The sequence below is a fragment of the Bifidobacterium sp. N4G05 genome, assembly GCF_002742445.1.
Lineage (GTDB): Bacteria > Actinomycetota > Actinomycetes > Actinomycetales > Bifidobacteriaceae > Bifidobacterium > Bifidobacterium hominis.
This window is the reverse complement of record NZ_NJNQ01000001.1, coordinates 314,737-337,119: the sequence shown is the minus strand read 5'-3', so window position 1 is coordinate 337,119 and position 22,383 is coordinate 314,737. Positions and strand designations below refer to the sequence as shown.

Here is a 22,383-nt window from a genome sequence, read left to right as displayed (position 1 = left end):
GCCATATATTTCGGCAATAATAGTAAATCTGTATAAAAATAGTCTAATCGTGATTAGTCTAATCGTGATTAGACAAAGCGATTAAGCTCGGTTTTTCAGGTTGCAATCGCATCATTCCAACGTTTGATTCCGTATTCTATGATTCATGAAAATAGGACATGAGTGACGGGCGTGTGCAATTATGATTCGTCGTGTGTGGGCTGTGGGGTGCGGTTTGTATACTGAACTGCGATATTGCGAATGCGTGGTATCGCGGGCGAACAGAAGTGCGAACCGGCGCGATATTGCGAAGACAGACAGTACAGACAGTATTGGCAGACGGTATTGGGCGCGCGTGCGTTCAACGGACCAACTTATGGAGCATAAGACAAAGATGGCAAAACAGCGCATTGTGGTGATGTATGGCGGCAAAGCCGACGAGCATTCGATTTCCTGCATCTCTGCGGCGGGCGTGCTGCGCGCGTTGGATACTGACAAGTTCGAAGCCATTGAGGTGGGAATCACCAAGAACGGCGAGTGGATCGTAGGCGGCGAGGATCCACGCAAGTGGAACATGAGCGAAGGCCTGCCGATGGTGGAGAAGACGGATTCCTCCAAAGATGTGGTGCTGGATGTGGCACTCGGCCAGGATGGTTTCTTCGCTCGTGAAGATGACGGCACGCTGACTTCGCTTGGCCACGTGGACGCCGTGCTTCCGGTATTGCATGGTCCGTACGGTGAGGATGGCACGATTCAGGGCCTGTTCGAAATGATGAACGTGCCGTACGTTGGCTGCGGTGTGCTCGCTTCCGCCGCTTGCATGGACAAGCATTATACGAAGGTATTGCTGGCTGCGGCCGGTATTCCCGTGGCTCCAGGCATCACGTTGGATGTGCGCGATTATGATGCCGCTTCCGAATTCGCCGCCGAGGCGGACGAAATGCTTGCCGCGGTGCAGCAGGCCGGATTGCAGTACCCGCTGTTCGTGAAGCCGTCCCGCGCCGGTTCCAGCTTCGGCGTGACCAAGGTCGAACATGAGGGCGATGCGGCCGAGCTTGCCGCCGCAGTGTTCGAAGCGTCCCACCATGATTGGCGTGTGCTCGTGGAACAGGGCATCGACGCGCGCGAAATCGAATGCGCCGTGCTCTGCCCGAAGGCCGGCGAGGCTCCGCAGGCCAGCTGGCCGGGCGAAATCGTGCTTGACAAGCGTGCCGAGGGCGACGACCAGTTCTATGATTTCGACAGCAAGTACATGAACTCCGACGCAAGCCATGTGGAAGTGCCCGCAAGTCTGCCGGAAGAAACCCTGAACCGTGTGCGCGAAACCGCCAAAAAAGCGTTCATCGCGGTCGACGGCACCGGTCTGAGCCGCGTCGATACCTTCGTGACGGCCGACGGCGAAGTGATGGTCAACGAAATCAACACCATGCCGGGCTTCACCCCGATTTCCATGTATCCCAAGGCATGGGAGGCGACCGGCGTGAACTACACCGACCTGATCACCATGCTGATCGAAGGCGTGCTGCGCTAATTTCGATTGTGTGGTGGCTTGATTTATATTGGCCCGCTTTAGGCTGATTCGATTTGCATGAGACTGGCATCAATGCTGACACTGCGTTGGTGCCAGTTGACATATTTCGCCAATTTACCTGCAGTTTAGGAAAATTTAGTTTTTCCGATTCAAAATAAACTGCATATTTACTGTAAGGTCAGTATTACGTTGATTTGAGGGCTTATCTTCTTTCTTGTTGTTATGAACAAGGCATAAGAAAGATATTGATGTCCATGATTTCTCTGCGCAAACTGGCCGCCGGCTCCCTTGCGGCCGTTCTGGCTTTCTCCATGGCCGCCTGCGGATCGGGCAGCACGGATTCCTCCGCTGATTCCACTTCCGGCAAGGCTGTGAAGGTTGATGAAAAGTCTGCAAAGGCTACTTCCTTGGCTGATTTCGGTACGATGGACGATCTGGTTGCCGCCGCCGAAAAGGAAGGCCAGCTCAACGTCATCGCACTTCCTCACAACTGGTCCAACTATGGTGAGGTTATCAACGGCTTCAAGAAGAAGTATCCGAACATTAAGATCAACGAGCTGAACCCGAACGCCTCCTCCAAGGAAGAAGTGGACGCAGCCAAGACCAACAAGGGCACCGATGCTGCTCCCGACGTGTTCGACCTCGGCTTGGCCGTGGCCTCCACCAGCACCGACAACTTCGCCTCCTACAAGGTGCAGGCTTGGGATAAGATTCCGGATTCCGTGAAGAATGCCGACGGCAAGTATTACGCCGACTACACCGGCATCATGTCGATCGGTTGGAACGCCGACAAGTACGGCGACATCAACAACCTCGACGATCTGATGGATCCGAAGTTCGCCGGCACCGTGGCGCTGAACGGCAAGCCTGCCGAAGCTGGCGCCGCATTCAACGGCTACCTCATGATCAACCAGCTTGCAGGTGGTGACATCAACGACCTGCAGCCGGGCCTCGACTACTTCAAGAAGCTCAAGGACGCTGGCAACCTCACCACCGTTGACGTGACCGACGGGACCATCGACTCCGGCCAGACCGGCGTGGTGATGGACTGGAGCTACAACCAGGCCTCCTACCAGAAGAGCCTCAAGGAGAAGGGTGTGAACTGGAAGTTCAAGACCTTCAAGAACGCCCAGGTGGTCAGTTACTACAACCAGGCCATCAACGTGGACGCTCCGCACCCGGCCGCAGCACGCCTGTGGGAGGAATACCTGTACACCGCCGACGCTCAGAACGAATGGTTCAAGGGTGGCGCCAACCCGGTGCTCCTCGACTCCATGAAGGAAGACGGCACGGTTGACCAGAACACCCTGAAGACCGCCATCACCATCGAAGGCGATCCGGTGACCTATACCAACGACGATTCCACTCGCATCACCGAATGGCTCCAGAACAACTGGGACAAGACCATCGGCAACTGATTGGCAACCGCTCGTAAGCAATGCAAACGAGCGTTGGAACGCAATCGGAAACAATGTAATCCAAGGCCGGTAGACCGGCGGATACGACGGGCTGAAGCAAGTTCCCCGACGTCTTCTGCCGCAACAGCCGGCCTTGAAGCATGTCTCCAGCGCAATAGCGCAATCCCACAATCCTATGCAATCTCATCGCATATCAATCGTATGAAAGCATGCATGCAACCATGACTGCAGCAATCACCCCCAAAGCGGGAGTTATCGGCGGGCGTAACGCACGCGAAGCCCGAGGGACGCGAGAAAACGGCCCCTCCGCAACCTCCGATTTCGCTACGCATCGCCGCGAAATCGGTACATTCGTCGTGACCATCCCGTTCTTCGCCTACACCGCCTGCTTCCTGCTTGCGCCTACCGTTATCGTGATTGTCGGCGCATTCCAGAACGTCGATGGCGGATTTACCCTCAATAACTTCAGTAAACTCTTCGAAGCGAACACCATCGCCGCGTTCGCCACCTCCATTCTCGTTTCCGTGATCTCCGCACTCATCGGCGCGGTCGTGGGTGCGGTCGCCTCGTATGCGCTGGTGATTGGCAGCAAACCGAATGGACTGCTGCGCCGAATGATCAGTGCCATTTCGTCGGTGCTTGCACAGTTCGGCGGCGTGATGCTCGCTTTCGCCTTCATCGCCACCATCGGCATCAACGGTGTCGGCACCATGCTGATCCGCCAGCTGACCGGACTGACCGTCAACCCGAACTGGTTGAGCTCCCTGCCTGGCCTAATCACGGTCTACTGCTACTTCCAGATTCCGCTGATGATCATCATCTTCCTGCCTGCGGTCGATTCGATTCGTCCGCAGTGGCGTGAGGCTTGCGAGTCGCTCGGCGGCAACACCTTCCAGTATTGGACGCGCGTTACGGGGCCGATACTGGTTCCGCGTTTCATTTCCGCATTGCTGCTGCTGTTCGCCAGCGCGTTCTCCGCATATGCGACAGCCGCCGCATTGTTCTCACAGCGTTCGATTCTGGTGCCGCTTATGATTCAGGGCGCCATGCGCAACGAAATGGATCCGAATCAGCAGGGATTCGCGCAAGTTCTTGCCTTCGCGATGATCATCGTGGTCGCTCTGGTGATGATGCTGAGCCACGTTGTAGAAAAGAGGACCGGACAATGGCAGTGAATCATACTAAAACAATGCCCCCGCAGCTGCGTGCCGCCCGCGTGCGCAAGCAGCGCGTGATCAAGGCGATCATTCTCACGTTCACGCTGCTGTTTCTGTTCGTGCCACTGGTGTCTATGTTTGTGTTCACCATTCGACACCCGCTTTCCGGCAAGTGGAGTTTGGATCCGTGGATTGCGATTTTCACCGGCGATGGCAGTGCGCTTGGTGCTGACTTGTCCACATTGTGGAGCGGCCTTGGATCGTCCATGGGATTGTGTGTGGTGACCGTGGTCATCATGCTGCTGCTCATGGTACCCACTATGGTGATCGTGCACATTCGCTCCAAGCAGTTGGAACGCGCCATCGAATGGGTGGCCACCCTGCCGCTGACCATCCCCGCCATCGTTCTCGTAGTCGGCCTGGGGCCGATCTACCGTTGGCTCAGCGCCGACGTGCTCAGCACCAACCCGATCTGGCTGTGCTTCGCTTACGTTATTCTGGTGATGCCATTTGCATTCCGCGCGCTCGCCGTGGGCCTCAACTCCATTGACGTGAAAACGCTGTGCGAGGCATCCCGCTCGCTCGGAGCCTCCTGGCCGCGTGTGTTCTTCCGCGTGCTCATTCCCAACCTGTGGCAGTCGATCCTCTCCGCATCGTTCATCTCCATCGCCGTGGTGCTGGGCGAATACACCGTCGCATCGCTGCTTGGACGCATGAACCTGCAGGTGGCGCTCTACCAGCTTGGTCAATCCAACTCCCAAATCTCCACCGCCATGTCGCTGCTGGCACTACTGTTCGGCGTGATCCTGCTGGTAGCCCTCGATCTTATTTCCGACGCACTGCGTAAATCCAAAGAAAGCAACGAATCATGACTCTCGCTGATCAGAAAGCAACCATCGCACGCACTTCGGAAGCGTTCGTAGACACCGATCTGAGTGCCGAAACCGTAACCCGAGCCGCACGCGAAGTCCTCAATGACTCCGCGGAACGCGGCGGCGGCGTGCAAATGCTTAATGTAGACAAAATCTACCCAGGAGCCACCAACAAGGCGCTCGACAACTTCAACCTAGAAATCAATCCTGGTGAAATGGTCGTGCTGCTCGGCGGCTCCGGCTGCGGCAAATCCACCGCGCTGCGCTCCCTCGCAGGCTTGGAAGACATTCAGGCCGGCCGGATTCTCGTCGGCGGGCAAGATGTGACCGGCGTGCCCGTCAACAAGCGAAACATGGCCATGGTGTTCCAGGCGTACTCGCTGTTCCCGCACATGACCGCTCTGCAGAACGTGGAATTCGGCTTGGAGATCCGCGGCATGGGCAAGACGGAACGACGTAAGCAGGCCGTGGAGAAGCTGGAACTTGTAGGCCTTGCCGATCAGGCCGGCAAATACACGCAGCAGATGTCTGGCGGTCAGCAGCAGCGTGTGGCGCTCGCCCGCGCACTGGCCGTGAACCCCCGCGTACTCCTGCTCGACGAGCCGCTTTCCGCACTTGACGCCAAAGTTCGTGTGCAGCTGCGCGACGAAATCCGCCGCATCCAGCTCGAAGCCGGCACCACCACCGTGTTCGTGACCCACGATCAGGAAGAAGCGCTCGCCGTTGCCGACCGCATCGGCGTGATGAACCACGGATGTATCGAACAGATCGCCGACCCGCAGACGCTGTACCGCCGTCCGGCCAGCGAATACGTAGCCACTTTCATTGGCCTGACTAACCGGCTCCCCGGCATCACGAATGGTGAGGAAGCCGTGGTGTTCGGTCAGCGCGTGCCTCTGCTTGAAGCCTCCAAGCACGACGCCTCCACCGTGCTCGTGCGGCCGGAAAACCTTGTGATCACTCTGGCCGCAAACGATGGCAACATGGTAGGCGAGCATGGTCGCGTCGACATGGTGCACTTCCTCGGCGCGCTCGTCCGCGTTGACTTGACGGTTGCCGCAGGTGCGGGCCACCTGCCCGTCACCGTGCAGCTGCCGGCCAATGAGCTTCCTGCCGGTCTGACGGTTGGATCCGAAGTGGTGGTGGCTCCGCGTCCGATCGCCGCGCTCGCCGTATGAGCTGTTTCGTTGCGGACGCTTATGGCGACGGTCGTGAGATTGTAAGCTGATATTCAGCATTCCTGTACTAAGGTGCTGAGTATCAGCATTTTCATATATGCACTTCCGTGCACGTCGTCGCAAAGGCAGATATGACGTTTCCGCAGTACCCCCAATATCCGCAGCGGCCGCAACAACCGCAGCCGCGGCAGAATCCGCAACAACCATCCCAATATCAGCAATATTCGCAACAACCGCAGTATCCGCAGCCGCAAGCCAATCCTTATGAACTTTGGCTCAGGCGCGTGAAAAGCGTGTTCTCCCGCATCGGCGGAAGCATGTGCCTGATGGTGGTGATCTGGTATGCGCTTGCAACGGTGCTTTCCAGCGTGCTCTATCAGGTACTGCACACCACGAATCTGCCGAATTGGGCGGCATATGTGGCATCGGATGTCCCTTTGTATCTCGTGGCCATGCCGCTCGCGGTACTGATCATGGGCAAATCGTCGGTCATTGCAACACGCAAGTTCGACATGAAACCGAGCCAATTCTTCAAACTGCTGGTCATGTGCTTCCCGCTCATGTATGCGGGCAGCCTTATCGGCAATATGCTGTCGTCGCTGCTCTCCGGAGGCAACGCCAGCAATTCGGTAAGTGACCTGGCCATGCAATTCGACGTGTGGAACGTGGTGTTCCTCGTGATTCTCGGACCGTTGTTCGAAGAATGGATCTTCCGCAAGGAACTCATCCGCCGCACGCGCAAATACGGCGAAAAAACCGCGATTGTGTTCTCCTCGCTGTTCTTTGGCTTGGTGCACATGAACCTGTTCCAATTCTTCTACGCATTCGCATTGGGGCTTGTGTTCGGCTACGTGTACGTGCGTACCAGCAAACTGCGTTATTCGGTGGCCATGCACATGTTCGTCAACTTCATGGGCGGTGTGGTTGCGCCGTGGGTGGTGAAGAACATTGACATCGACAGCCTGATGAACGTGCTGACAAGTGCGGAAAACGGCGACGGAACGGCCATGATGCAGTGGATAGATCAGAATGCGACGGGAATGATGATATTCGGCATCTATATGCTGCTGTATTACGGTCTGATCATTGCGGGTGTCGTGCTGCTTATTCGTGAACGTAAGAATTTTGAATTCTATACCGCGCCCGAAGAATTGCCTCGCGGCGTTCGCACGAGCACGGCAATAATGAACGTCGGTGTAATTACTTACATTGTAGTGGCGGTTATTATTACGGCAATCAATCTAATGATGTAATAATTTCAGCATAAAAAAGTGCCGCATGTAGAATACTGCATGCGGCACTTTTTATGTATGGGCCAATCGCGATTTTCTCTGTTCGCGAGGAAATCACGATTCCTCGTTAATGGCGCGATTCTCAAGAAAATCAGCATTGGCGATGGAACGTGCCACGACGTTGATCATGTCGGAAAGTAACAATCCCGGCTTGGCAAACGCGCACACTTCAGCATTGATGCCGTAAGGGGAGTAGCCGGTCAGCCTCACTTTCGGAGGGAAGCGCGGATCAGCCAAATCGGCGGTGTCGCGCTGCACGGCCTCCACCACCTGACGGGTCATCTCGTCGATGTCAGTGCCGGCCTTGGCGGTGAACGGCACACGAACCATCATCTCATTGGATGGATTGAGTTTTTCCAGCGACGCGGTGTTCAGAATCGAATTCGGAATGATTTTGATATTGCCGTTGCGCTCGCGCACCACGGTCTGACGCCAGTTGATGTCTTCGACCACGCCATCGGTGCCCGCAACGTTTACCAGATCGCCCGGCTGGATCACACGGCCAAGCATCAGACCGAAACCGCCGATGATGTTCGCGATCGTATCTTTCATACCGAGTGACACCGCAAGACCGCCGATGCCGAGCGCGGTGAAAATCGTGGTCGGATTAATGCCGAACACAGGCTGCAGCACAGTGCCCACAGCCAACGTCCACACCACCGCACGCAGAATATTGATGAAAATCGAAGCGTTCGGCACTTGCGAACGGTCCAGCACTTTGCTCACGATTCGGGTAAGCGCCTTGTCGATAACGGCCGCAAGCAGTGCGACGACAATGAGCAGAATGATTTTTCCGGAATTGGCTTTCAGCCAATCCACAGCGATTTCAATCGGTTCCATGGTGTTCTGGAGCGTCCCTTCATAAGTTCGATTCGCAAGTATTACTGGTGCGCGACTTGCGTTCACTGCACCTGCGATGTGTGTTCGCAACTTGCGTTCGCACATATCCTACAGTGTGTGGCTGAGTCGGTTTGAGCGTGGGCGTGCGGGGAGCGCGTGCGAACATTTGGGGGAATGCGCGTGGTGACATGTGGTCGGAACTGCGGACGGGCTAGAGTTGAGGCATGGGCAATGTTGTGGATTATGTGCGCCGCGAGTTTCGCGGGTTCGGCGAATTGGCGTTCAGCAATGTCGATTCCCTGGTGCTTTCCGAGCTTTCCTACATGCGATTGCTGGGTTTGGTTCCGGCATTCGGCGAGGCCAAGTCGGTGGCGACCGTGCCGATCCGTGAATTGCTGCGCGCCGAAAGCTACGATGAGATGTTTGTTTCGAATTCCTCTGAAATGAACGATTATCGGCTTTCGATACTGCGTGCGGTTTGCGAATCGCCGCGATTCCGCGGGTTGCGGGTGGGGGAGTATGCCGAACGTTTGGATGAGGACGAGCAGCAGCAATTCGCTGCGATGACTTTCGATTTGGGTGCTGATTTCGGCTTATATGTTGCATTCCGTGGCACTGATGGCACGCTTGTCGGTTGGAAAGAGGATTTCAATATGGCGGTGCGCTGCCCAGTGCCGTCGCAAGAATCGGCATATCGATATGCGGACTCGATTTTGGACAGGACGGAACGTTTCCTTTCGGCGAAGGAATCGCCCGGCATTATGCTCGGCGGGCATTCCAAAGGCGGCAACATGGCGGTATATGCGGCCATGCAAATCGCGCAAAGCGATATTGAAGCGACCAACGAGCGCGCGCAACGGCTCGGACTGCTGCCGGCGCTCGGCGGAAGCGTGCCGGGACGTAACTGCAGAATCTTCCGCATCTTCTCACATGACGGTCCTGGAATGTCTCAAGTTATGGTGCATAGCCGCGCATATCAGGCAATCGCGGCACGAATCGACAAAACCGTGCCGGAATCCTCCATCGTCGGCATGCTGTTGCAATCACAAGTCAAACCGACCTTTGTCAAAGCCGACGCCATAAGCATTCTGCAACATATGGGATCAAGCTGGCAGGTGGCGCAATCCGGCGAATTCGAGCGGGCAAACGAGCTGACAGGCGGCGCGCAACTCATCGGCAAAACCATCGACGGATGGTTCGACCGCGTAAGCCAGGAACAGCGCGAACGGGCCATCAACCAGATATACGACATCTTCGCAGCAGCAGGGTACGGTAATATCGCTGATTTGGTGGCGAATTGGACGGATTCGCTGCCGAAAATCGTGGCGGCCGCCAGGGGTACCGACGTTGAAACGCGTGAACTCATCAAAGATGTGCTCAAGGCGATTCCGGTCAGCGCGGCGAAAGTCGCTGTCGGTGAACTGCGAACCGACGGTGAACTGCGAACCGACGGTGAACTGCGCAACGACAAGGAGATGGATGCGTGATGGGCAACATTGTGGACTACGCGCGCACGGAAACGCGCAGTTTCGAAGCATTGCCATTCCGCGAGGCCGACGCATTGGTGTTGGCGCAGCTTTCGTACGACGAAGTACCGGAATGCGTGCTGCTATTGGACGATTTGGTAGCGAAATACGGTACGTTGCAGGCGCGTGCGAAGCAATTCGATATTCGGCGTCCGATCGCATCGTTACGTATGCTGCACAAGCCCCCGTTTGGAGGTGTGACGATTGCGCGTGCCGATGACGAGCTGAACCACGACAAGCCCGTGGCCGACCATGATGTGGAGAACGTAGGATTGGTCGATCCGCAGGTGACGCACGACTTCTACCATGCTGTGGCGGCGAATCCGCGGTTTTCCGACGTTGAGATGAGTGCGTACTGCGAGCAGTTCGATGGTGGTGCGCAAACGCAGTTCGCGGCGGTGACTTTCCGGCTGCCGTCGGGAACGCTGGTTGTGGCGTTTCGAGGCACCGATGATTCGCTGGTCGGATGGAAGGAAGACTTCAACATGGCCTTCCAATACCCGGTTCCAGCACAGGTTTCCGCAGCTGAATACCTGAAAAAAGTCGCCTCGCTGTGGGATGGGCCGATACTGCTGACCGGACACTCCAAGGGCGGTAATCTGGCCGTATATGCGGCCATGAACGCCGAAGACGAGATCAAGGGTCGAATTGAACGCATCTACTCGCTCGACGGGCCGGGTTTCCCCGAGGAAGTGGTGAAAAGCTTCGAATATGCGAGCGTGAGCGATCGCATTGTGAAAATCGTGCCGGACTCCTCGGTGGTGGGCATGGTGCTGGAAACCCCCGAACGTTGTGTGGTGGTGAAATCCGACGTGGATGGCATCATGCAGCATTTCGCCTTCTCGTGGCAGATGCACGGGGGTGAATTCGCCAAGGCCGAAGACGTGGCCAACAGTTCCGTGGTGTTCAACAAGTCACTGAACGGCTGGCTTGCGGGACTTTCCAAAGAACAGCGAGAGCATGCGGTCGACGCGCTGTTCTCCGTGCTCGAGGCTTCCGGGGCGGGCAGTATTTCCGCGATTGTGGCGGCCGGGCCGAAGGTGATTCCCGAAATGCTCGGCACATATGTTGGCTTGAGCGGTGAGGATCGACGCAACATCAATCAGGCGCTGGTGATTCTGTTGCAGGCGGCGCTCGCGCGCAACCCGAAGGTGCAACGCAAGTAGGGCGCGGGCGAGTGCCGTGGGTGGCGTGCGTATGCGACGTGCGTGACGTGTGCGACGTAAGTATGGTACTGCCGGCTGTGTTGTATTTGTAAATTCGTATGCGACATTCGGTGAAAAATGGTCTAGACAACTTGTACAATAAAACGTGGTTATGAGGCAACGTGACTAATTATCAGGGGGTACTGATGCCACGACCACGTAGGGATTCGGAAATCCTGCCAGCGAAAGATCGTCTTGAAAACGCTTTCTGGGAGCTGCTTTCGGAACGCGAGTACAACAAAATCACTGTCACCGACATCGTGCGCACGGCGGACGTGAATCGCAATTCCTTCTACTACCATTTCTCCGGATTACCGGAACTGGCCGATTCCGCCATTCTGCACGCCGTCGAAAACACGCCAATGCCGGGTGTGCCAGGGCGAGATTTCGATCCTGACACCGAATGGCGCAAGCACGTCACCGCGCTGATGCGTGACCCCGAACAGCGCCAGCGTCTCGACCGATTGGCATTGCTTGCCGGTCCGCACAGCTCACCGGAACTCGTTTCGTCGCTGAAAGAATTCGGGCGTTTGACCATGATTTCCGTGCTTGGACTGGATGTGGGCCATCTCGATCTGAAAACCGATCTTATGCTCGACTTCACTGTCGGAGGTATGTTGGCGGTGTTGCAGCGCTGGCCGAAGTTGCATGAGAAACTGCCACTCGACACCGTATTCAACGAGGACGTCGCCGTGCTTGCGGCGGGCATGTTCATGTCGATGTCAAAAGCGGACATGCTTGAATATTGGCGCAGAATCTTCAGCAACGGTTTCGTGCCCGGCATGGAGGCCGCGCAGCGCAATCGACTGAGGGAAGCCGGGGAAGTCGAGGAAGCTAAAAGGACTGTCGAATAATACCGTTACATGACACCCTGCCCGCGATTGTGACAAAGCAGTGGTAGAAACGAAAGTGTTGCACGTTCGCCGCCATGAGGTGAATTCGCGATTGACTGACTGAATTGAGCCGGGCGCGGGCGTGCATGATACATGCGTCAGAAGTACGACAGTACGACAGGGAGGTTGTTCATGATCAACGAAGCCTACAAGGCCATGCTTGGCGGAAAGTCCGTGATCCGCGAGCTGAGTGAATACGCGACCGCGCGTGGCGCCGAAATCGGCTACGAGAATGTGTTCGACTATTCGCTGGGCAATCCAAGTGTGCCCTGCCCGCAAAGCTTCACCGACGAAATGATCGCCCTGTATAGGGATGCGGAACCGGTCGCACTGCACGGATACTCGCCGTCGCTGGGTATTACCTCAGTGCGCACGGCCATTGCGGAAAGCCTCAACCGCCGCTTCGACATGGACTATACGGCCGACTACATCTTCCCGACCACGGGTGCGGCCGGAGCACTGGCCCACGCGCTGCGCGTGGTGACCAAACCGGGCGACGAAGTTATCACGTTTGCCCCATACTTTCCGGAATACCAGCCGTACGTCAACGGAACCGGCGCGCACCTGACCGTAGTGCCGGCCGACACCGAAAACTTCCAGATCAATTTCGACGCATTCGAACAGGCGTTGAACCCGGAAACCGCAGCGGTGCTCATCAATACGCCGAACAATCCTTCCGGAGCCGTCTATTCCGCCGAAACGCTGACTCGACTGGCTGAAATACTGCGGGCCAAGCAGATTGAATACGGGCATGACATCTTCCTGATCTCCGACGAACCGTACCGCGAAATCGTATTCGACGGGGGCGTGCAGCCGTATCCGAGCAAGTTCTACGACAACACGCTTTCGTGCTACTCGTACTCCAAGTCGCTGTCGCTGCCGGGTGAGCGCATCGGCTATGTGGCGGTGAACCCGCGTGCCACCGACGCCGAACTGATCGTGCCCATGTGCGGCCAAGTCAGCCGCGGAACCGGACACAACTGCCCAGGATCCAGCGTGCAGCTGGCCGTGGCCAAGGTGGTGGATGAGACCAGCGACCTTTCCGTGTACGAAAAGAACATGAACCTCTTGTACGACGCGCTGGTACGCCTCGGATTCGACGTAGTACGACCGGGCGGTACGTTCTACATTTTCCCGAAGGCGCTTGAGGAGGATGCGAACGCGTTCTGCATGAAAGCCAAGGACTACGACCTGATTCTCGTTCCGTCCGACAGCTTTGGCGTGCCCGGCTATTTCCGCATGGCGTACTGCATCGACACGGAGAAGGTGGAGCGTTCCATCGCCGCGCTCGAAAAGTTTGTGCACGAAGTCTACGGCCGCTGAGTTCCTGACTGGAACCTCTGACTGGAGCAATCCGGACACAAATATGCTAAGGGGCGTGTGTCTGCCTTATATATGGCAGATACACGCCCCTGTTCGGAGCTATCTCGCTTATATATGGCAGTTCGGTTGGCTAAAACCTCCAAATCGTACCCTCGAAGTGCTGTTTCGCCGAGAGCGTCTGCCATGTATAAGCGAAATAGGCGTTCTTAAGCTGTGTGGAGTGTCCGTTTCTGCAGAATCGGACACTCATGGGCTGGTTTTGGGTGTTTGGATGTCCGATTCTGGTGAATCGGACAGTTGGGCTGCTGTTTTTGGATTCTGCTTGTCCGTTTCTGCAGAATCGGACATTCAAAGCACTCTCAGTGGGTGGCGACTTCGTCGATCTTGGTGACGTGGCCGCCGAACTGGGCGCGCATGGTGGAAACAACGCGCAGAATGTCATCCGCGCCGCCGCGGGAAGTCTGCCGCGCGTAAAGTGCGGCCGCGGTGGCGGGGGTCGGCACGCCCAGTTCGAGCGCCGCCTCGATCATCCACTTCGCCTCGCCGGACTCGTTGGCCACCGGCGGCATGGATTCCAGCGTCGGATCGGACTTGAATGCGATCGCCAGCAGATCCAGCAGCCAGGACTGTACCACGGAACCGTCTCGCCATGAAGTCATCACGGCAGCGGGATCCTTGATGAGGTCGGACTTCACCATAGTGGCGAAGCCTTCGCCGAACGCCTGCATCATGCCGTATTCAATGCCGTTGTGCACCATTTTGGCGAAATGGCCGCCGCCGACCGGGCCTGCGAGCGCCAGTCCGGAATCGCCCTCAGGCTTGAGCGCTTCGAAAATCGGTCGGGTGCGTTCGAAATCCTCTTCGCTGCCGCCCACCATAAGCGCATACCCACGGTCGATGCCCCATACGCCGCCGGAAACACCGCAATCCATGAAGTGAATGCCCTTCGGCTCAAGTTCAGCCGCGTGGCGAGCGTCATCGGTGTAGCGGGAATTGCCACCATCGATAATCATGTCGCCAGGTTCCAACAGTTCCGCCAGTTCGTTGATAGTGCTGTCGGTCGCCTCGCCTGCGGGCACCATTACCCATACGATGCGCGGCGCGGCGAGCGCGGCCACCATTTCCTCAAGGCTTGCCACAGTGCGGTCCGATTCGGGGGAGCGGTCGTATCCGACTACTTCGTGTCCGGCCGCAGCGATGCGCTTTGCCATATTTCCGCCCATTCGGCCCAAGCCGATCATTGCCAGCTGCATGATGTTCTTCTTTCTACGGTTTTTTTTGATGTGGATTTAAATTGGGATTTAAATTGGATTCGAATTGGGATTGGTGCCGCCCATCCATTTTCTGCATCTTCCGCAACGCAGAAAAGAAGATGCTTAAAAACGAATGGACGGCAAGTTTTTTGTATTTCAGATATGTTTTTCAGATATGATGCACGCGAATCGCAATCGCAATTTGTGTGCGAAATGTCGTGCGTCAAAGCACCAGCGAAAGCAGCATGACGCAACCCAAGCCGGTGACCGACAGAATCGTTTCCATCAGCGACCAGGTCTTCAATGTCTGACCGACCGACATACCGAAGTATTCCTTGACCAGCCAGAATCCTGCATCATTCAGGTGCGAGAAGAACACGGATCCTGCGCCGATGGCGAGCACCAGCAGAGCCAGATGCGTTGGGCTCATGCCGGTGGCGAGCGGCACCATGATGCCGGATGCGGTGACGGTGGCCACGGTTGCGGAGCCGGTGGCGAGACGGATGAGCACGGCGACCAGCCAGCCTGCGATCAGCGGATTCATGGCGGATTCGGTGATCGAATTAGCGATCACGTCGCCAATGCCGGAATCGACGAGCGTCTGCTTGAAGCCGCCGCCGGCGGCGACGATCAGAATAATGCCGGCGACCGAGCTGAAGGATTGGCCGACCATGCCGTTGACCGCGTCGCGGGTGAATTTCTGCATGTAACCGAGCACGACCATCGCGAAAATCGTGGTGATGAGCAGCGCGGTCAACGGAGTGCCGATGAAAGCGAGTGCACGACCCCACGCGGTTTCGCTCTGACCGGTCAGATCCACTATGGAAGAGGCGAGCATGAGTACGACCGGCAGCAGGATGACGGCGATTGCGGAAGCGAAGGATGGGCGGTTTTCCGCGGATTTCGGAGCTTCGGCCTCAGCCTTGTTTTCGGGGGCGGCGATCGGCACCCACTTGGCGGCGAGTTTGCCGAAGAGCGGGCCGGAGATGATCACGGTTGGAACGGCTACGAGCAGGCCGAGCGCCAGGGTGATGCCGAGGTTCGCATTCAGAGCGCCGATGGCGGTGAGCGGGCCGGGGTGCGGCGGCACGAACGCGTGCAGGGTGGAAAGGCCTGCGAGGGCTGGAATGCCCAGCAGGATCACCGGAGCTTTGGCGCGGCGAGCGGCAAAGAGCACCACCGGAATGAGAATGACCACGCCGACTTCGAAGAACATGGGAATGCCGACGATGAACGCGATCAGGGCCATGGCCCACGGCAGACGTTGCAACGGCGTTTTGGCCATGATGGTGTCGACGATGGTGTCGGCACCGCCCGACTTGAACAGGATTGTGCCGATGATCGAGCCGAATGCGATGAGCAGGCCGACGTTGGAAATCGTGGAACCGACGCCAGAGGTGAAGCTGTCGAACGCCTTGCCGTACTCCACTCCCGCGCACACGGCCATCGCGAACGAGCCGGCAAGCAGGGAAAGGAACGGATGCACTTTGCATACCGCGATAAGTAGAACGATGATGGCGATGCCGATGATCGCCGCTGCAATGAGGTTCATGAATCCTCCTCGATTCATGGGTTTGGTGTGCCGGATTTGTCCGATTCTGCAGAATCGGACAGTTGTGCTGCTGTTTTTGGGTTCTGTTTGTCCGTTTCTGCAGAATCGGACAAACATGTACCAGTTTTGGGTGTGTAGTTGTCCAATTCTGGAGAATCGGACACATTTGGACCGGTGGATGGTGGATTAGGAGGCTTGGGTTGCGGTTTGGGCTGCCGCGGTTGCGGCCACGGTTGCCACATAGGCGTTCAGCGCTTCGATGGCACGGTCGACCATTTCGTCGACGCTGCCTTCGATGGAAATTTCCACGCCGTTCTCTTCGGAGACGAGCGGCTCAAGAATGGCGAACTGGCTTGGCAGTAGCGCGGGTGGCATGAAATGTCCCTTGCGTTCGCTGAGCCTCTGCTGAATGAGCTCGTGGCTGCCGTTGAGATGAATGAAGAATGTGGGCACGTCTTTGGCGAGCACCTCGCGGTAGCTGCGCTTCAACGCGGAGCTGGACACCACAGTGTTTTCATCGAGCGCCTCGCGTGCCACCATCCAGGAGTTGATGACGTTCAGCCATGGCCAGCGGTCCTCATCGGTGAGTGGAATGCCGGCTGACATTTTGTCGATATTCGCTTGCGGGTGGAAGTCGTCGCCTTCCGCGTACACGTATCCGAGTCGTTCGTGGATAGCTTCTGCGACGGTGGATTTGCCACATCCTGCAACGCCCATCACCACTACGTGAATGCTCATGTTGCTCTCCTTGCTGTTGACGATCCTGTGCCGCTTCGCACCAGGAATAAGACTACTATAAACCATAAAAGTAGTATCAGTCAAATAAAAAGTACTACGAATTGGAAAAATCGTGTGACTTGCTATGCTGGAGATAGTGCAAAATAGCGGTAAATCACGCAATCGTAGATATGCGATCATCTGCGATTTGTGATTGCCGTGCATGTCGCAGAATATGTGAAACATACCGTGAAACAAAGCAGGCATGTTATGGAGTGAGCGAGGGAGGAACGGTCGATGGCTGAAGACACGGTAATCGCAGAAAATGCCGGCGGTGAACTGATGCAGGATTCGGTGAGCCGAACGCTTGCCATCGAAATGCTCGACGGCGTGTGGAAGGCTGGCGAAAGCCTTACGTTGGAAGACCTGCAAAGTCGTTTCGGTATTTCCAGAACCGTGGCGCGAGAAGTCGCGAAAACACTTGAATCCATGAACGCGGTACTTGTCAAACGTCGCATCGGACTTGTCGCACGCCCATTCGGCGAATGGCAGGCGCTCAACCATCAGGTGATCGAATGGCGTCTCCACTCCACGCAACGCGAGCAGCAGCTGTCATCCCTCACCGAACTGCGGCTAGCGGTCGAACCGGCTGCAGCGGCTTCCGCCGCACGTCTTGCCCCCATCGACGTCAAGGCGAAATTCCCCGTGTATGCGGCGAAAATGCGGCAGACCGCCGAATCCAACAAGGAAGGCGAAGCCGGACTTGCGCAATTCCATGATCTCGACGTGGAATTCCATACGTTGATCCTGCATGAAAGCGGCAATGAGCTGTTCGCCGCGCTTTCCGACACCATCGCCACCGTGCTGCGCGGACGCGTGGAACTCGGCAAATACCCGATGAAGCCGAAGCCTGACGCGCTCGACGCACATGATGCCGTAGCCGACGCAATCGCCAAGGGAGAGCCTGAACGTGCGCGCAGCGCCATGCTTGACATCGTCGACGAAGTGGCACGTGCCCTCAACTTTTTCTGATTTTCGAATCAGCATTGCTTTTCTCCGTAGACCCTGAAGAAGATTGCAATTGCGATTACTATGCGATCGACTCTTGCCATGCATGACTTTTCAGACGTGAGGCGACATCGGAAATACGACATGAAGGCAGCTGGTTGCCGAAAAACAGACAGAAGTTAAACGGCGAAACTACTTGCGGGTGGGGTCTTTTTGCACCAGGAGGAAGATGAGGGCAACGATCAGCAGGATTGCGATTGAAAGCACGCCTACAGAGGCGTTGCCTGTCAGCGAAGTGGTGGTCGCAACAAGGAAGGTGCCGATAATCGAAGCGGTTTTAGGGAAGAAACAATAGTGAGACCGGGGAACCCTTGAAATCATTGGGGAATCATGGTGGCGATGCATGCGATTAACACATGTTGTTAACACAGATGTGGAATGAGGAGGCGCGTGAGGCTCGTGGTCTGCGACGCATGAGTGTGACCGTGAGCTCCCCAGCTGATGAGCGCAAAGGCAGAGATTGGTTTCACGCGGGATTGTCTGCCGAAGAGCGGCGATTGATGCAGGGTCTGTGCGATGCTCTGCAGCAGTTGCTGAACAAGCAGTACCAGCGGCACATGTGGGACTGTTCGATAGCCTGAAAAATTTTGCCGCAGACAATCTAGGCAATGTGCTTGGCGGGGATTTCAATCTCGGTTCGATTGGTGATTTGCCGGCGGTAATCGGTGAGCATTTCAATGCCGATCAGTTGGGTGAAATCAACAGGTCGTTGGCGACCATTTGAACGCCGACCGACTTGACGAGCTGCAGGCGCTGGCGGAGGAAAACATCTCCGCCGACCAGATCAGTCAGGTCGCTGGCGCAATTCAGGAGCAGGGTGCCAATCTGGACCTCGGATCCATTGCCGAACAAGCAGGACTGCCCGCTGACATCATCAGCCAGATTTCCGGACTATTGGGCAAGTAGTCGCCTTAAGCTTTAACGCTGACGGTGTTGTCTCGGCTATTGCGTGTTTTGCGGTCGCTCAGCAAATCATATGGGTCGTAGGTAACCGATTGCGAGCGCTGCTGTACACAGATGTGTACGTGGGTCGAAGCGGATTCGTGGTGGCAGGTGAGACAAGCTGCCCTCGCATGGCTGGAAAAGCTTCGGTCTCGTGGAGTGCGATGTTAAAGCTGCTCAGGTCAACGGAATGGCGGAATTCCGCCGATGCAACTTGTGGTTGCGTTCGAATAACCGGCGATTGCAACCCAAAGATGGTGGCGGGTGACATGGACGGCATGCCATAGTGAGCCCATCGGCCGAACATGACATGATAAAGATTACGTATGAAGGGACATTCCAATGAGTTTTCGCGCTAACCTGCAGTACCTACGTGCGCAACGCAACCTGACCCAGGAACGATTGGCCATGTTGCTTGGCGTCTCGCGTCAGGCCATTTCGAAATGGGAATCCGAAAAGGCCTATCCCGAGATGGACAAGCTGCTTATGATCTGCGACCTGTTCGGCTGCACGCTTGATGATCTGGTACTTGGCGATGTGAGTCGGCCTGCCGCGTCGGCTTCTGCGGCCGGTTCGTCGAATGTTGACCCCTCGGCTGAGACGGCATCGCCTTTAGCCGCTTCTTCCAAAACGGCGGGCATAATCGCTCCTATCGCGGAGCTTGCGCAGGATATCACTGGCTACGATGAACATCGCCGCCGATTCGCGCTGCTGATTGCCGGCGGTGTTGCTGCGATTGTCGCCGGGGTTGGCATCGGCAACCTGTTCGATTCCAGCAATTCCATTCTCGGAGCGACGCCGCTCAACGATTTTCTGACGTTTCTGTGCGTCTGTGTGGGTGTGATTGCGGGGCTGGCGATGCTGATTCCAGGAGGTCTGTCGCGTATTGACTTCAAACGGCGTCACCCATACGTAGAAGATTTCTACACCGGGGAGGACCGCAGCCGAGAATTGCGGCTGCTGGTAATCGGCATCGTCGGTGGCATCTCGGCTATTCTGATTGGCATTGCGGTGACGGTGTATGCCGATGACATGCTCGGCGTCTCCGATGGCTGGCCCAACGCAATTTTTCTGCTGCTCTGTGCGCCCGGTGTTTTCGGGTTTGTCTACTGCGGCATGAGATACAGTCTGCTCAATATCAACGCATACAACAAAGCGGCCGAGGACGACCGCAAGGAGCATGCGGGCGAACAGGATTTCTATGCCAGACTGACCGGCGCGGTGTGCGGCATCATTATGCTGATAGCCACGGCGACTGGCTTGTGCCTGCTGTTTTTGAACCCTGCGGCATTGCGCGGCGATTGGTCGGCCGTCGGGTCGAGCGCCGCGGACGGGGCGATGTTCTGGCTGCCGTGGCCGATTGGCGGTGTGCTGTGCGGCGTTGCGGCCGTCGCCATTCAGCTGATCAAGGATTATCGCGAGCGTAAGTGATCAAGTGGCGATGGTCCATTGCTATTAGGGCCCGTTGCAGGGGTTGCGAGATGTCGCCCGCGGCGCAGAGTTGCCGAGGGCCGGCAAATCACTCCCGCGTCGGGTCCTTTTGCAGGAGCAGGAAAACGAGCGCCACAACGAGCAGGACGGCGATGGACAGCACGCCGAACGAAGCGTTGCCGGTCAGGGACGTGGTGGTGGCCACCAGGAAGGTGCCGATGATCGAGGCGGTCTTGCCGAAAATATCGTAGAAACCGTAATATTCGTTGGCACGATTCTTTGGAATGATCTTGCCATAATACGAGCGAGACAACGCCTGGATGCCACCTTGGAACAAGCCGACAAGAATCGCAAGAATCCAGAATTCCGTAGCGGAACGCAAGAAGAACGCGGCAAACAGCACAATGCAGATATAAGCGATCACGGCGGTGGTGATCATGGTTTTTGCGCCAAAACGCCCAGCCAGCTTACCGTACGCGATCGCGCTCGGGAATGCCACGAACTGCGTGACCAGCAGTGCCATTACCAGATGCGTGGAGTCGATGCCCAACTGCGTACCGTATGAGGTGCTCATGGAAATCACCGTGTTCACCGCGTCGATATAGAAGAAGAACGCGATCATGAACATCCACAGCGGCTTGTTGCGACGGATCGCGCGGAACGTGGTGCGAAGTTCGTGGAATGTGCCGCGAATCGCCTTGCCGGCCTGGTTCGCGGTAGCGCGGTAATGCACCTGCTTATAGCTGGTGAGCAGCGGAATGGTGAACGCAACCCACCACAATGCGGTGATTACGAACGAAGCGCGCGTGCATGCCACCGTGGACCATCCGAACAACGACGGACCGCCGAAAATCAGCGCGATGCAGGCAATGAACGGAATCGTGGAGCCAATATAGCCCCATGCGAAACCATGCGAGGACACGCGGTCCATACGCTCATTCGACGTGATATCGACCAGCATGGAATCGTAGAACGTGAGCGAACCGTTCAGTCCGACCGTGGCGAGAATGCACACCACCAAGAAAACGAGCCAGCTGAGCGGCAGCGCCATCGCACAGCAGGCGACCACGCCCGTCAGGAAGAATCCGGTGAAGAACTTTACCTTCATGCCCTGCACGTCGGCCATGGATCCGAGCACAGGCATCATCACCGCGATGATCAGCGATGCGATGGTTTGCGCGTACCCCCATGTCGACACGATATTCGATTGGCCGGCGGACTGCAGCAGCGAGTTCGCGTAGATTGGCACGACGGCGGTCGATAGCATTACGAATGCGGAATTGCCGACATCGTAGACGATCCACTTTTTTTCGCGTGTGGTGAGTTTTTCGTTGGGTTCTGGCAGATTTTCTGCAGATGTTGCAGACGTTGTGGGCGCGGAAGTTGCGGCGGGCGCAGTTATGGGCGCGGTTGCGCGTTCAGACATGATTGTTGACTCTTTCGAATAAACCGTCAATTCACTATTGTATACACTACAGTTCATCTTAAATGGGCGTAAGGGGAGCGCTCTGCCGTTACGCATGAACAATGTATGAACATTGTGACTGATGTGTGGTTGTTGTTCAGCTATTTTGAACAAGCACCATGATTCCGGGGAATCCGAGGCGATTTCTATCCACATGTCTGCGGTCTGGTTTGCGATTGGCTGGGGCTGGTTGTATAGTTGAGAAGTTGTGTGTTCTGCCGTGCATTCAGTTGCATGGTGTCGAATGCGCAGACTTGCAAGTCAATAGTAATTTATAGGGAGTCCATTATGGCAGCTCGTTGCGCAGTGTGCGGCAAGGGACCGCAGACCGGTTTCACCGTTTCGCACTCACATATTCGCAATAAGCGCACCTTCCGCCCGAACCTGCAGCCGGTTCGCACCACCATCGACGGCGAGAACGTTCGCGTTCGCGTTTGCGTCAAGTGCATCAAGGCTGGCAAGGTTCAGCGCGTTGAAGCGTGAATCGCGAAATAACAGCTTGAAACCCCGGTAGACCACTGGTCGCCGGGGTTTTGCTTTATGCGCCCAGGTCTTGAGCGTCCGGATTGTTCCAGTGGGTGGAGGTTTTGGGGCGTTGGTGGGGATCTGAGCGTACCGATTCTTCCAGTGGGTGGAACAATCTTCCCGTTGGAAGGCTGTGTTGCGTCCGGATTTCTCCAGTGGGTGGACGTTTTGGGTCGTTGAGTGGCTTGTTTGCGGGGTGATTGTTCCAGTGGGTGG

22 protein-coding genes are annotated in these 22,383 nt (G+C 56.6%); 16 read left to right on the top strand and 6 right to left on the bottom strand.

The window, feature by feature from the left end; genetic code table 11:
• Window positions 1–373: 373 nt before the first annotated feature.
• The 6 genes from CE153_RS01580 to CE153_RS01555 all read left to right on the top strand — a co-directional run bounded on the left by CE153_RS01580 (window position 374) and on the right by CE153_RS01555 (window position 7,388).
• Complete coding sequence (locus CE153_RS01580) at window positions 374–1,510, top strand: D-alanine--D-alanine ligase family protein (RefSeq protein WP_099594914.1); 1,137 nt, start codon at window positions 374–376, stop codon at window positions 1,508–1,510.
• A 254-nt stretch (window positions 1,511–1,764) separates the two neighbouring features.
• Window positions 1,765–2,928, top strand: a complete 1,164-nt coding sequence (locus tag CE153_RS01575; RefSeq protein WP_099594950.1) for an ABC transporter substrate-binding protein — start codon at window positions 1,765–1,767, stop codon at window positions 2,926–2,928.
• Between the two features lie 221 nt (window positions 2,929–3,149).
• A complete protein-coding gene (locus tag CE153_RS01570) occupies window positions 3,150–4,103 on the top strand; it encodes an ABC transporter permease (protein ID WP_236824422.1) in 954 nt (317 codons plus the stop codon).
• The gene (locus tag CE153_RS01565) at window positions 4,094–4,957 is read left to right on the top strand and encodes an ABC transporter permease (RefSeq protein WP_099594913.1); all 864 of its coding nucleotides are present in this window, start codon (window positions 4,094–4,096) and stop codon (window positions 4,955–4,957) included. Before CE153_RS01570 ends, CE153_RS01565 begins: the two co-directional genes overlap by 10 nt.
• Window positions 4,954–6,135, top strand: a complete 1,182-nt coding sequence (locus tag CE153_RS01560; protein WP_099594912.1) for an ABC transporter ATP-binding protein — start codon at window positions 4,954–4,956, stop codon at window positions 6,133–6,135. Before CE153_RS01565 ends, CE153_RS01560 begins: the two co-directional genes overlap by 4 nt.
• 131 nt (window positions 6,136–6,266) lie before the next feature.
• Entirely contained in the window at window positions 6,267–7,388 is a 1,122-nt protein-coding gene (locus tag CE153_RS01555; RefSeq protein WP_099594911.1) for a CPBP family intramembrane glutamic endopeptidase, read from the top strand.
• 93 nt (window positions 7,389–7,481) lie between these two features.
• On the opposite strand, the gene CE153_RS01550 is transcribed toward CE153_RS01555, so the two are convergent.
• A complete protein-coding gene (locus CE153_RS01550; protein WP_099571053.1) occupies window positions 7,482–8,267 on the bottom strand; it encodes a mechanosensitive ion channel family protein in 786 nt (261 codons plus the stop codon).
• 224 nt (window positions 8,268–8,491) lie between these two features.
• Between CE153_RS01550 and CE153_RS01545 the strand changes: the two genes are divergently transcribed.
• The 4 genes from CE153_RS01545 (at window position 8,492) to CE153_RS01530 (ending at window position 13,214) form a co-directional block, all read left to right on the top strand.
• Window positions 8,492–9,754 (top strand): Mbeg1-like protein, encoded by a 1,263-nt coding sequence (locus tag CE153_RS01545; RefSeq protein ID WP_236824292.1) that lies wholly within the window; start codon window positions 8,492–8,494, stop codon window positions 9,752–9,754.
• The gene (locus CE153_RS01540; protein ID WP_099571052.1) at window positions 9,754–10,959 is read left to right on the top strand and encodes a DUF2974 domain-containing protein; all 1,206 of its coding nucleotides are present in this window, start codon (window positions 9,754–9,756) and stop codon (window positions 10,957–10,959) included. The genes CE153_RS01545 and CE153_RS01540 overlap by 1 nt, the downstream gene beginning before the upstream one ends.
• A gap of 185 nt (window positions 10,960–11,144) precedes the next feature.
• Window positions 11,145–11,852, top strand: a complete 708-nt coding sequence (locus CE153_RS01535; protein ID WP_099594910.1) for a TetR/AcrR family transcriptional regulator — start codon at window positions 11,145–11,147, stop codon at window positions 11,850–11,852.
• A 171-nt stretch (window positions 11,853–12,023) separates the two neighbouring features.
• Window positions 12,024–13,214, top strand: a complete 1,191-nt coding sequence (locus tag CE153_RS01530; protein ID WP_099571050.1) for a pyridoxal phosphate-dependent aminotransferase — start codon at window positions 12,024–12,026, stop codon at window positions 13,212–13,214.
• A 359-nt stretch (window positions 13,215–13,573) separates the two neighbouring features.
• Here CE153_RS01530 and gnd read toward each other — a convergent pair whose 3' ends face one another.
• From gnd to CE153_RS01510, 3 genes are all read right to left on the bottom strand, one after another.
• Window positions 13,574–14,467, bottom strand: a complete 894-nt coding sequence (gnd, locus tag CE153_RS01525; RefSeq protein WP_099594909.1) for a phosphogluconate dehydrogenase (NAD(+)-dependent, decarboxylating) — start codon at window positions 14,465–14,467, stop codon at window positions 13,574–13,576.
• 223 nt (window positions 14,468–14,690) lie between these two features.
• Window positions 14,691–16,019: a GntP family permease gene (locus CE153_RS01520; protein WP_099571048.1), complete on the bottom strand. Its 1,329-nt coding sequence runs from the start codon at window positions 16,017–16,019 to the stop codon at window positions 14,691–14,693.
• A gap of 186 nt (window positions 16,020–16,205) precedes the next feature.
• Window positions 16,206–16,757 carry a gluconokinase gene (locus CE153_RS01510; protein WP_099594907.1) on the bottom strand — a complete coding sequence of 184 codons (552 nt, stop codon included), beginning with the start codon at window positions 16,755–16,757 and terminating at the stop codon, window positions 16,206–16,208.
• 276 nt (window positions 16,758–17,033) lie between these two features.
• Here CE153_RS01510 and CE153_RS01505 point away from each other — a divergent pair, with 276 nt between their 5' ends.
• On the top strand, window positions 17,034–17,768 hold the full coding sequence (locus CE153_RS01505) for a FadR/GntR family transcriptional regulator (RefSeq protein WP_099594906.1): 735 nt from the start codon (window positions 17,034–17,036) through the stop codon (window positions 17,766–17,768).
• Between the two features lie 168 nt (window positions 17,769–17,936).
• Here the strand turns inward: CE153_RS01505 and CE153_RS01500 are convergent, their stop codons facing one another.
• On the bottom strand, window positions 17,937–18,125 hold the full coding sequence (locus CE153_RS01500; protein WP_099594905.1) for a Vacuole effluxer Atg22 like protein: 189 nt from the start codon (window positions 18,123–18,125) through the stop codon (window positions 17,937–17,939).
• Between the two features lie 35 nt (window positions 18,126–18,160).
• Here CE153_RS01500 and CE153_RS01495 point away from each other — a divergent pair, with 35 nt between their 5' ends.
• The 4 genes from CE153_RS01495 (at window position 18,161) to CE153_RS01475 (ending at window position 20,177) form a co-directional block, all read left to right on the top strand.
• On the top strand, window positions 18,161–18,385 hold the full coding sequence (locus tag CE153_RS01495) for a hypothetical protein (protein ID WP_234895605.1): 225 nt from the start codon (window positions 18,161–18,163) through the stop codon (window positions 18,383–18,385).
• A complete protein-coding gene (locus tag CE153_RS01490; protein ID WP_007054783.1) occupies window positions 18,364–18,528 on the top strand; it encodes a hypothetical protein in 165 nt (54 codons plus the stop codon). The genes CE153_RS01495 and CE153_RS01490 overlap by 22 nt, the downstream gene beginning before the upstream one ends.
• The gene (locus CE153_RS01485) at window positions 18,525–18,710 is read left to right on the top strand and encodes a hypothetical protein (protein WP_007054784.1); all 186 of its coding nucleotides are present in this window, start codon (window positions 18,525–18,527) and stop codon (window positions 18,708–18,710) included. Before CE153_RS01490 ends, CE153_RS01485 begins: the two co-directional genes overlap by 4 nt.
• 378 nt (window positions 18,711–19,088) lie before the next feature.
• On the top strand, window positions 19,089–20,177 hold the full coding sequence (locus tag CE153_RS01475) for a helix-turn-helix transcriptional regulator (protein ID WP_099594903.1): 1,089 nt from the start codon (window positions 19,089–19,091) through the stop codon (window positions 20,175–20,177).
• A gap of 88 nt (window positions 20,178–20,265) precedes the next feature.
• Here the strand turns inward: CE153_RS01475 and CE153_RS01470 are convergent, their stop codons facing one another.
• The gene (locus tag CE153_RS01470; protein WP_236824421.1) at window positions 20,266–21,603 is read right to left on the bottom strand and encodes an MFS transporter; all 1,338 of its coding nucleotides are present in this window, start codon (window positions 21,601–21,603) and stop codon (window positions 20,266–20,268) included.
• Window positions 21,604–21,930: 327 nt separating this feature from the next.
• On the opposite strand from CE153_RS01470, the gene rpmB reads away from it, so the two are divergent.
• Window positions 21,931–22,125: a 50S ribosomal protein L28 gene (rpmB, locus tag CE153_RS01465; RefSeq protein WP_003807649.1), complete on the top strand. Its 195-nt coding sequence runs from the start codon at window positions 21,931–21,933 to the stop codon at window positions 22,123–22,125.
• The last annotated feature ends 258 nt before the right edge of the window (window positions 22,126–22,383 follow it).

Coding starts and splice junctions, on each gene's coding strand:
- CE153_RS01550 (WP_099571053.1), bottom strand. CDS start 8,267: ATGGAACCGATTGAAATCGCTGTGGATTGGCTGAAAGCCAATTCCGGA.
- CE153_RS01475 (WP_099594903.1), top strand. CDS start 19,089: ATGAGTTTTCGCGCTAACCTGCAGTACCTACGTGCGCAACGCAACCTG.
- CE153_RS01575 (WP_099594950.1), top strand. CDS start 1,765: ATGATTTCTCTGCGCAAACTGGCCGCCGGCTCCCTTGCGGCCGTTCTG.
- CE153_RS01510 (WP_099594907.1), bottom strand. CDS start 16,757: ATGAGCATTCACGTAGTGGTGATGGGCGTTGCAGGATGTGGCAAATCC.
- CE153_RS01500 (WP_099594905.1), bottom strand. CDS start 18,125: ATGATTTCAAGGGTTCCCCGGTCTCACTATTGTTTCTTCCCTAAAACC.
- CE153_RS01560 (WP_099594912.1), top strand. CDS start 4,954: ATGACTCTCGCTGATCAGAAAGCAACCATCGCACGCACTTCGGAAGCG.
- CE153_RS01535 (WP_099594910.1), top strand. CDS start 11,145: ATGCCACGACCACGTAGGGATTCGGAAATCCTGCCAGCGAAAGATCGT.
- CE153_RS01520 (WP_099571048.1), bottom strand. CDS start 16,019: ATGAACCTCATTGCAGCGGCGATCATCGGCATCGCCATCATCGTTCTA.
- CE153_RS01570 (WP_236824422.1), top strand. CDS start 3,150: ATGACTGCAGCAATCACCCCCAAAGCGGGAGTTATCGGCGGGCGTAAC.
- gnd (WP_099594909.1), bottom strand. CDS start 14,467: ATGCAGCTGGCAATGATCGGCTTGGGCCGAATGGGCGGAAATATGGCA.
- CE153_RS01505 (WP_099594906.1), top strand. CDS start 17,034: ATGGCTGAAGACACGGTAATCGCAGAAAATGCCGGCGGTGAACTGATG.
- CE153_RS01470 (WP_236824421.1), bottom strand. CDS start 21,603: ATGTCTGAACGCGCAACCGCGCCCATAACTGCGCCCGCCGCAACTTCC.
- CE153_RS01540 (WP_099571052.1), top strand. CDS start 9,754: ATGGGCAACATTGTGGACTACGCGCGCACGGAAACGCGCAGTTTCGAA.
- rpmB (WP_003807649.1), top strand. CDS start 21,931: ATGGCAGCTCGTTGCGCAGTGTGCGGCAAGGGACCGCAGACCGGTTTC.
- CE153_RS01530 (WP_099571050.1), top strand. CDS start 12,024: ATGATCAACGAAGCCTACAAGGCCATGCTTGGCGGAAAGTCCGTGATC.
- CE153_RS01545 (WP_236824292.1), top strand. CDS start 8,492: ATGGGCAATGTTGTGGATTATGTGCGCCGCGAGTTTCGCGGGTTCGGC.
- CE153_RS01495 (WP_234895605.1), top strand. CDS start 18,161: ATGTTGTTAACACAGATGTGGAATGAGGAGGCGCGTGAGGCTCGTGGT.
- CE153_RS01565 (WP_099594913.1), top strand. CDS start 4,094: ATGGCAGTGAATCATACTAAAACAATGCCCCCGCAGCTGCGTGCCGCC.
- CE153_RS01555 (WP_099594911.1), top strand. CDS start 6,267: ATGACGTTTCCGCAGTACCCCCAATATCCGCAGCGGCCGCAACAACCG.
- CE153_RS01580 (WP_099594914.1), top strand. CDS start 374: ATGGCAAAACAGCGCATTGTGGTGATGTATGGCGGCAAAGCCGACGAG.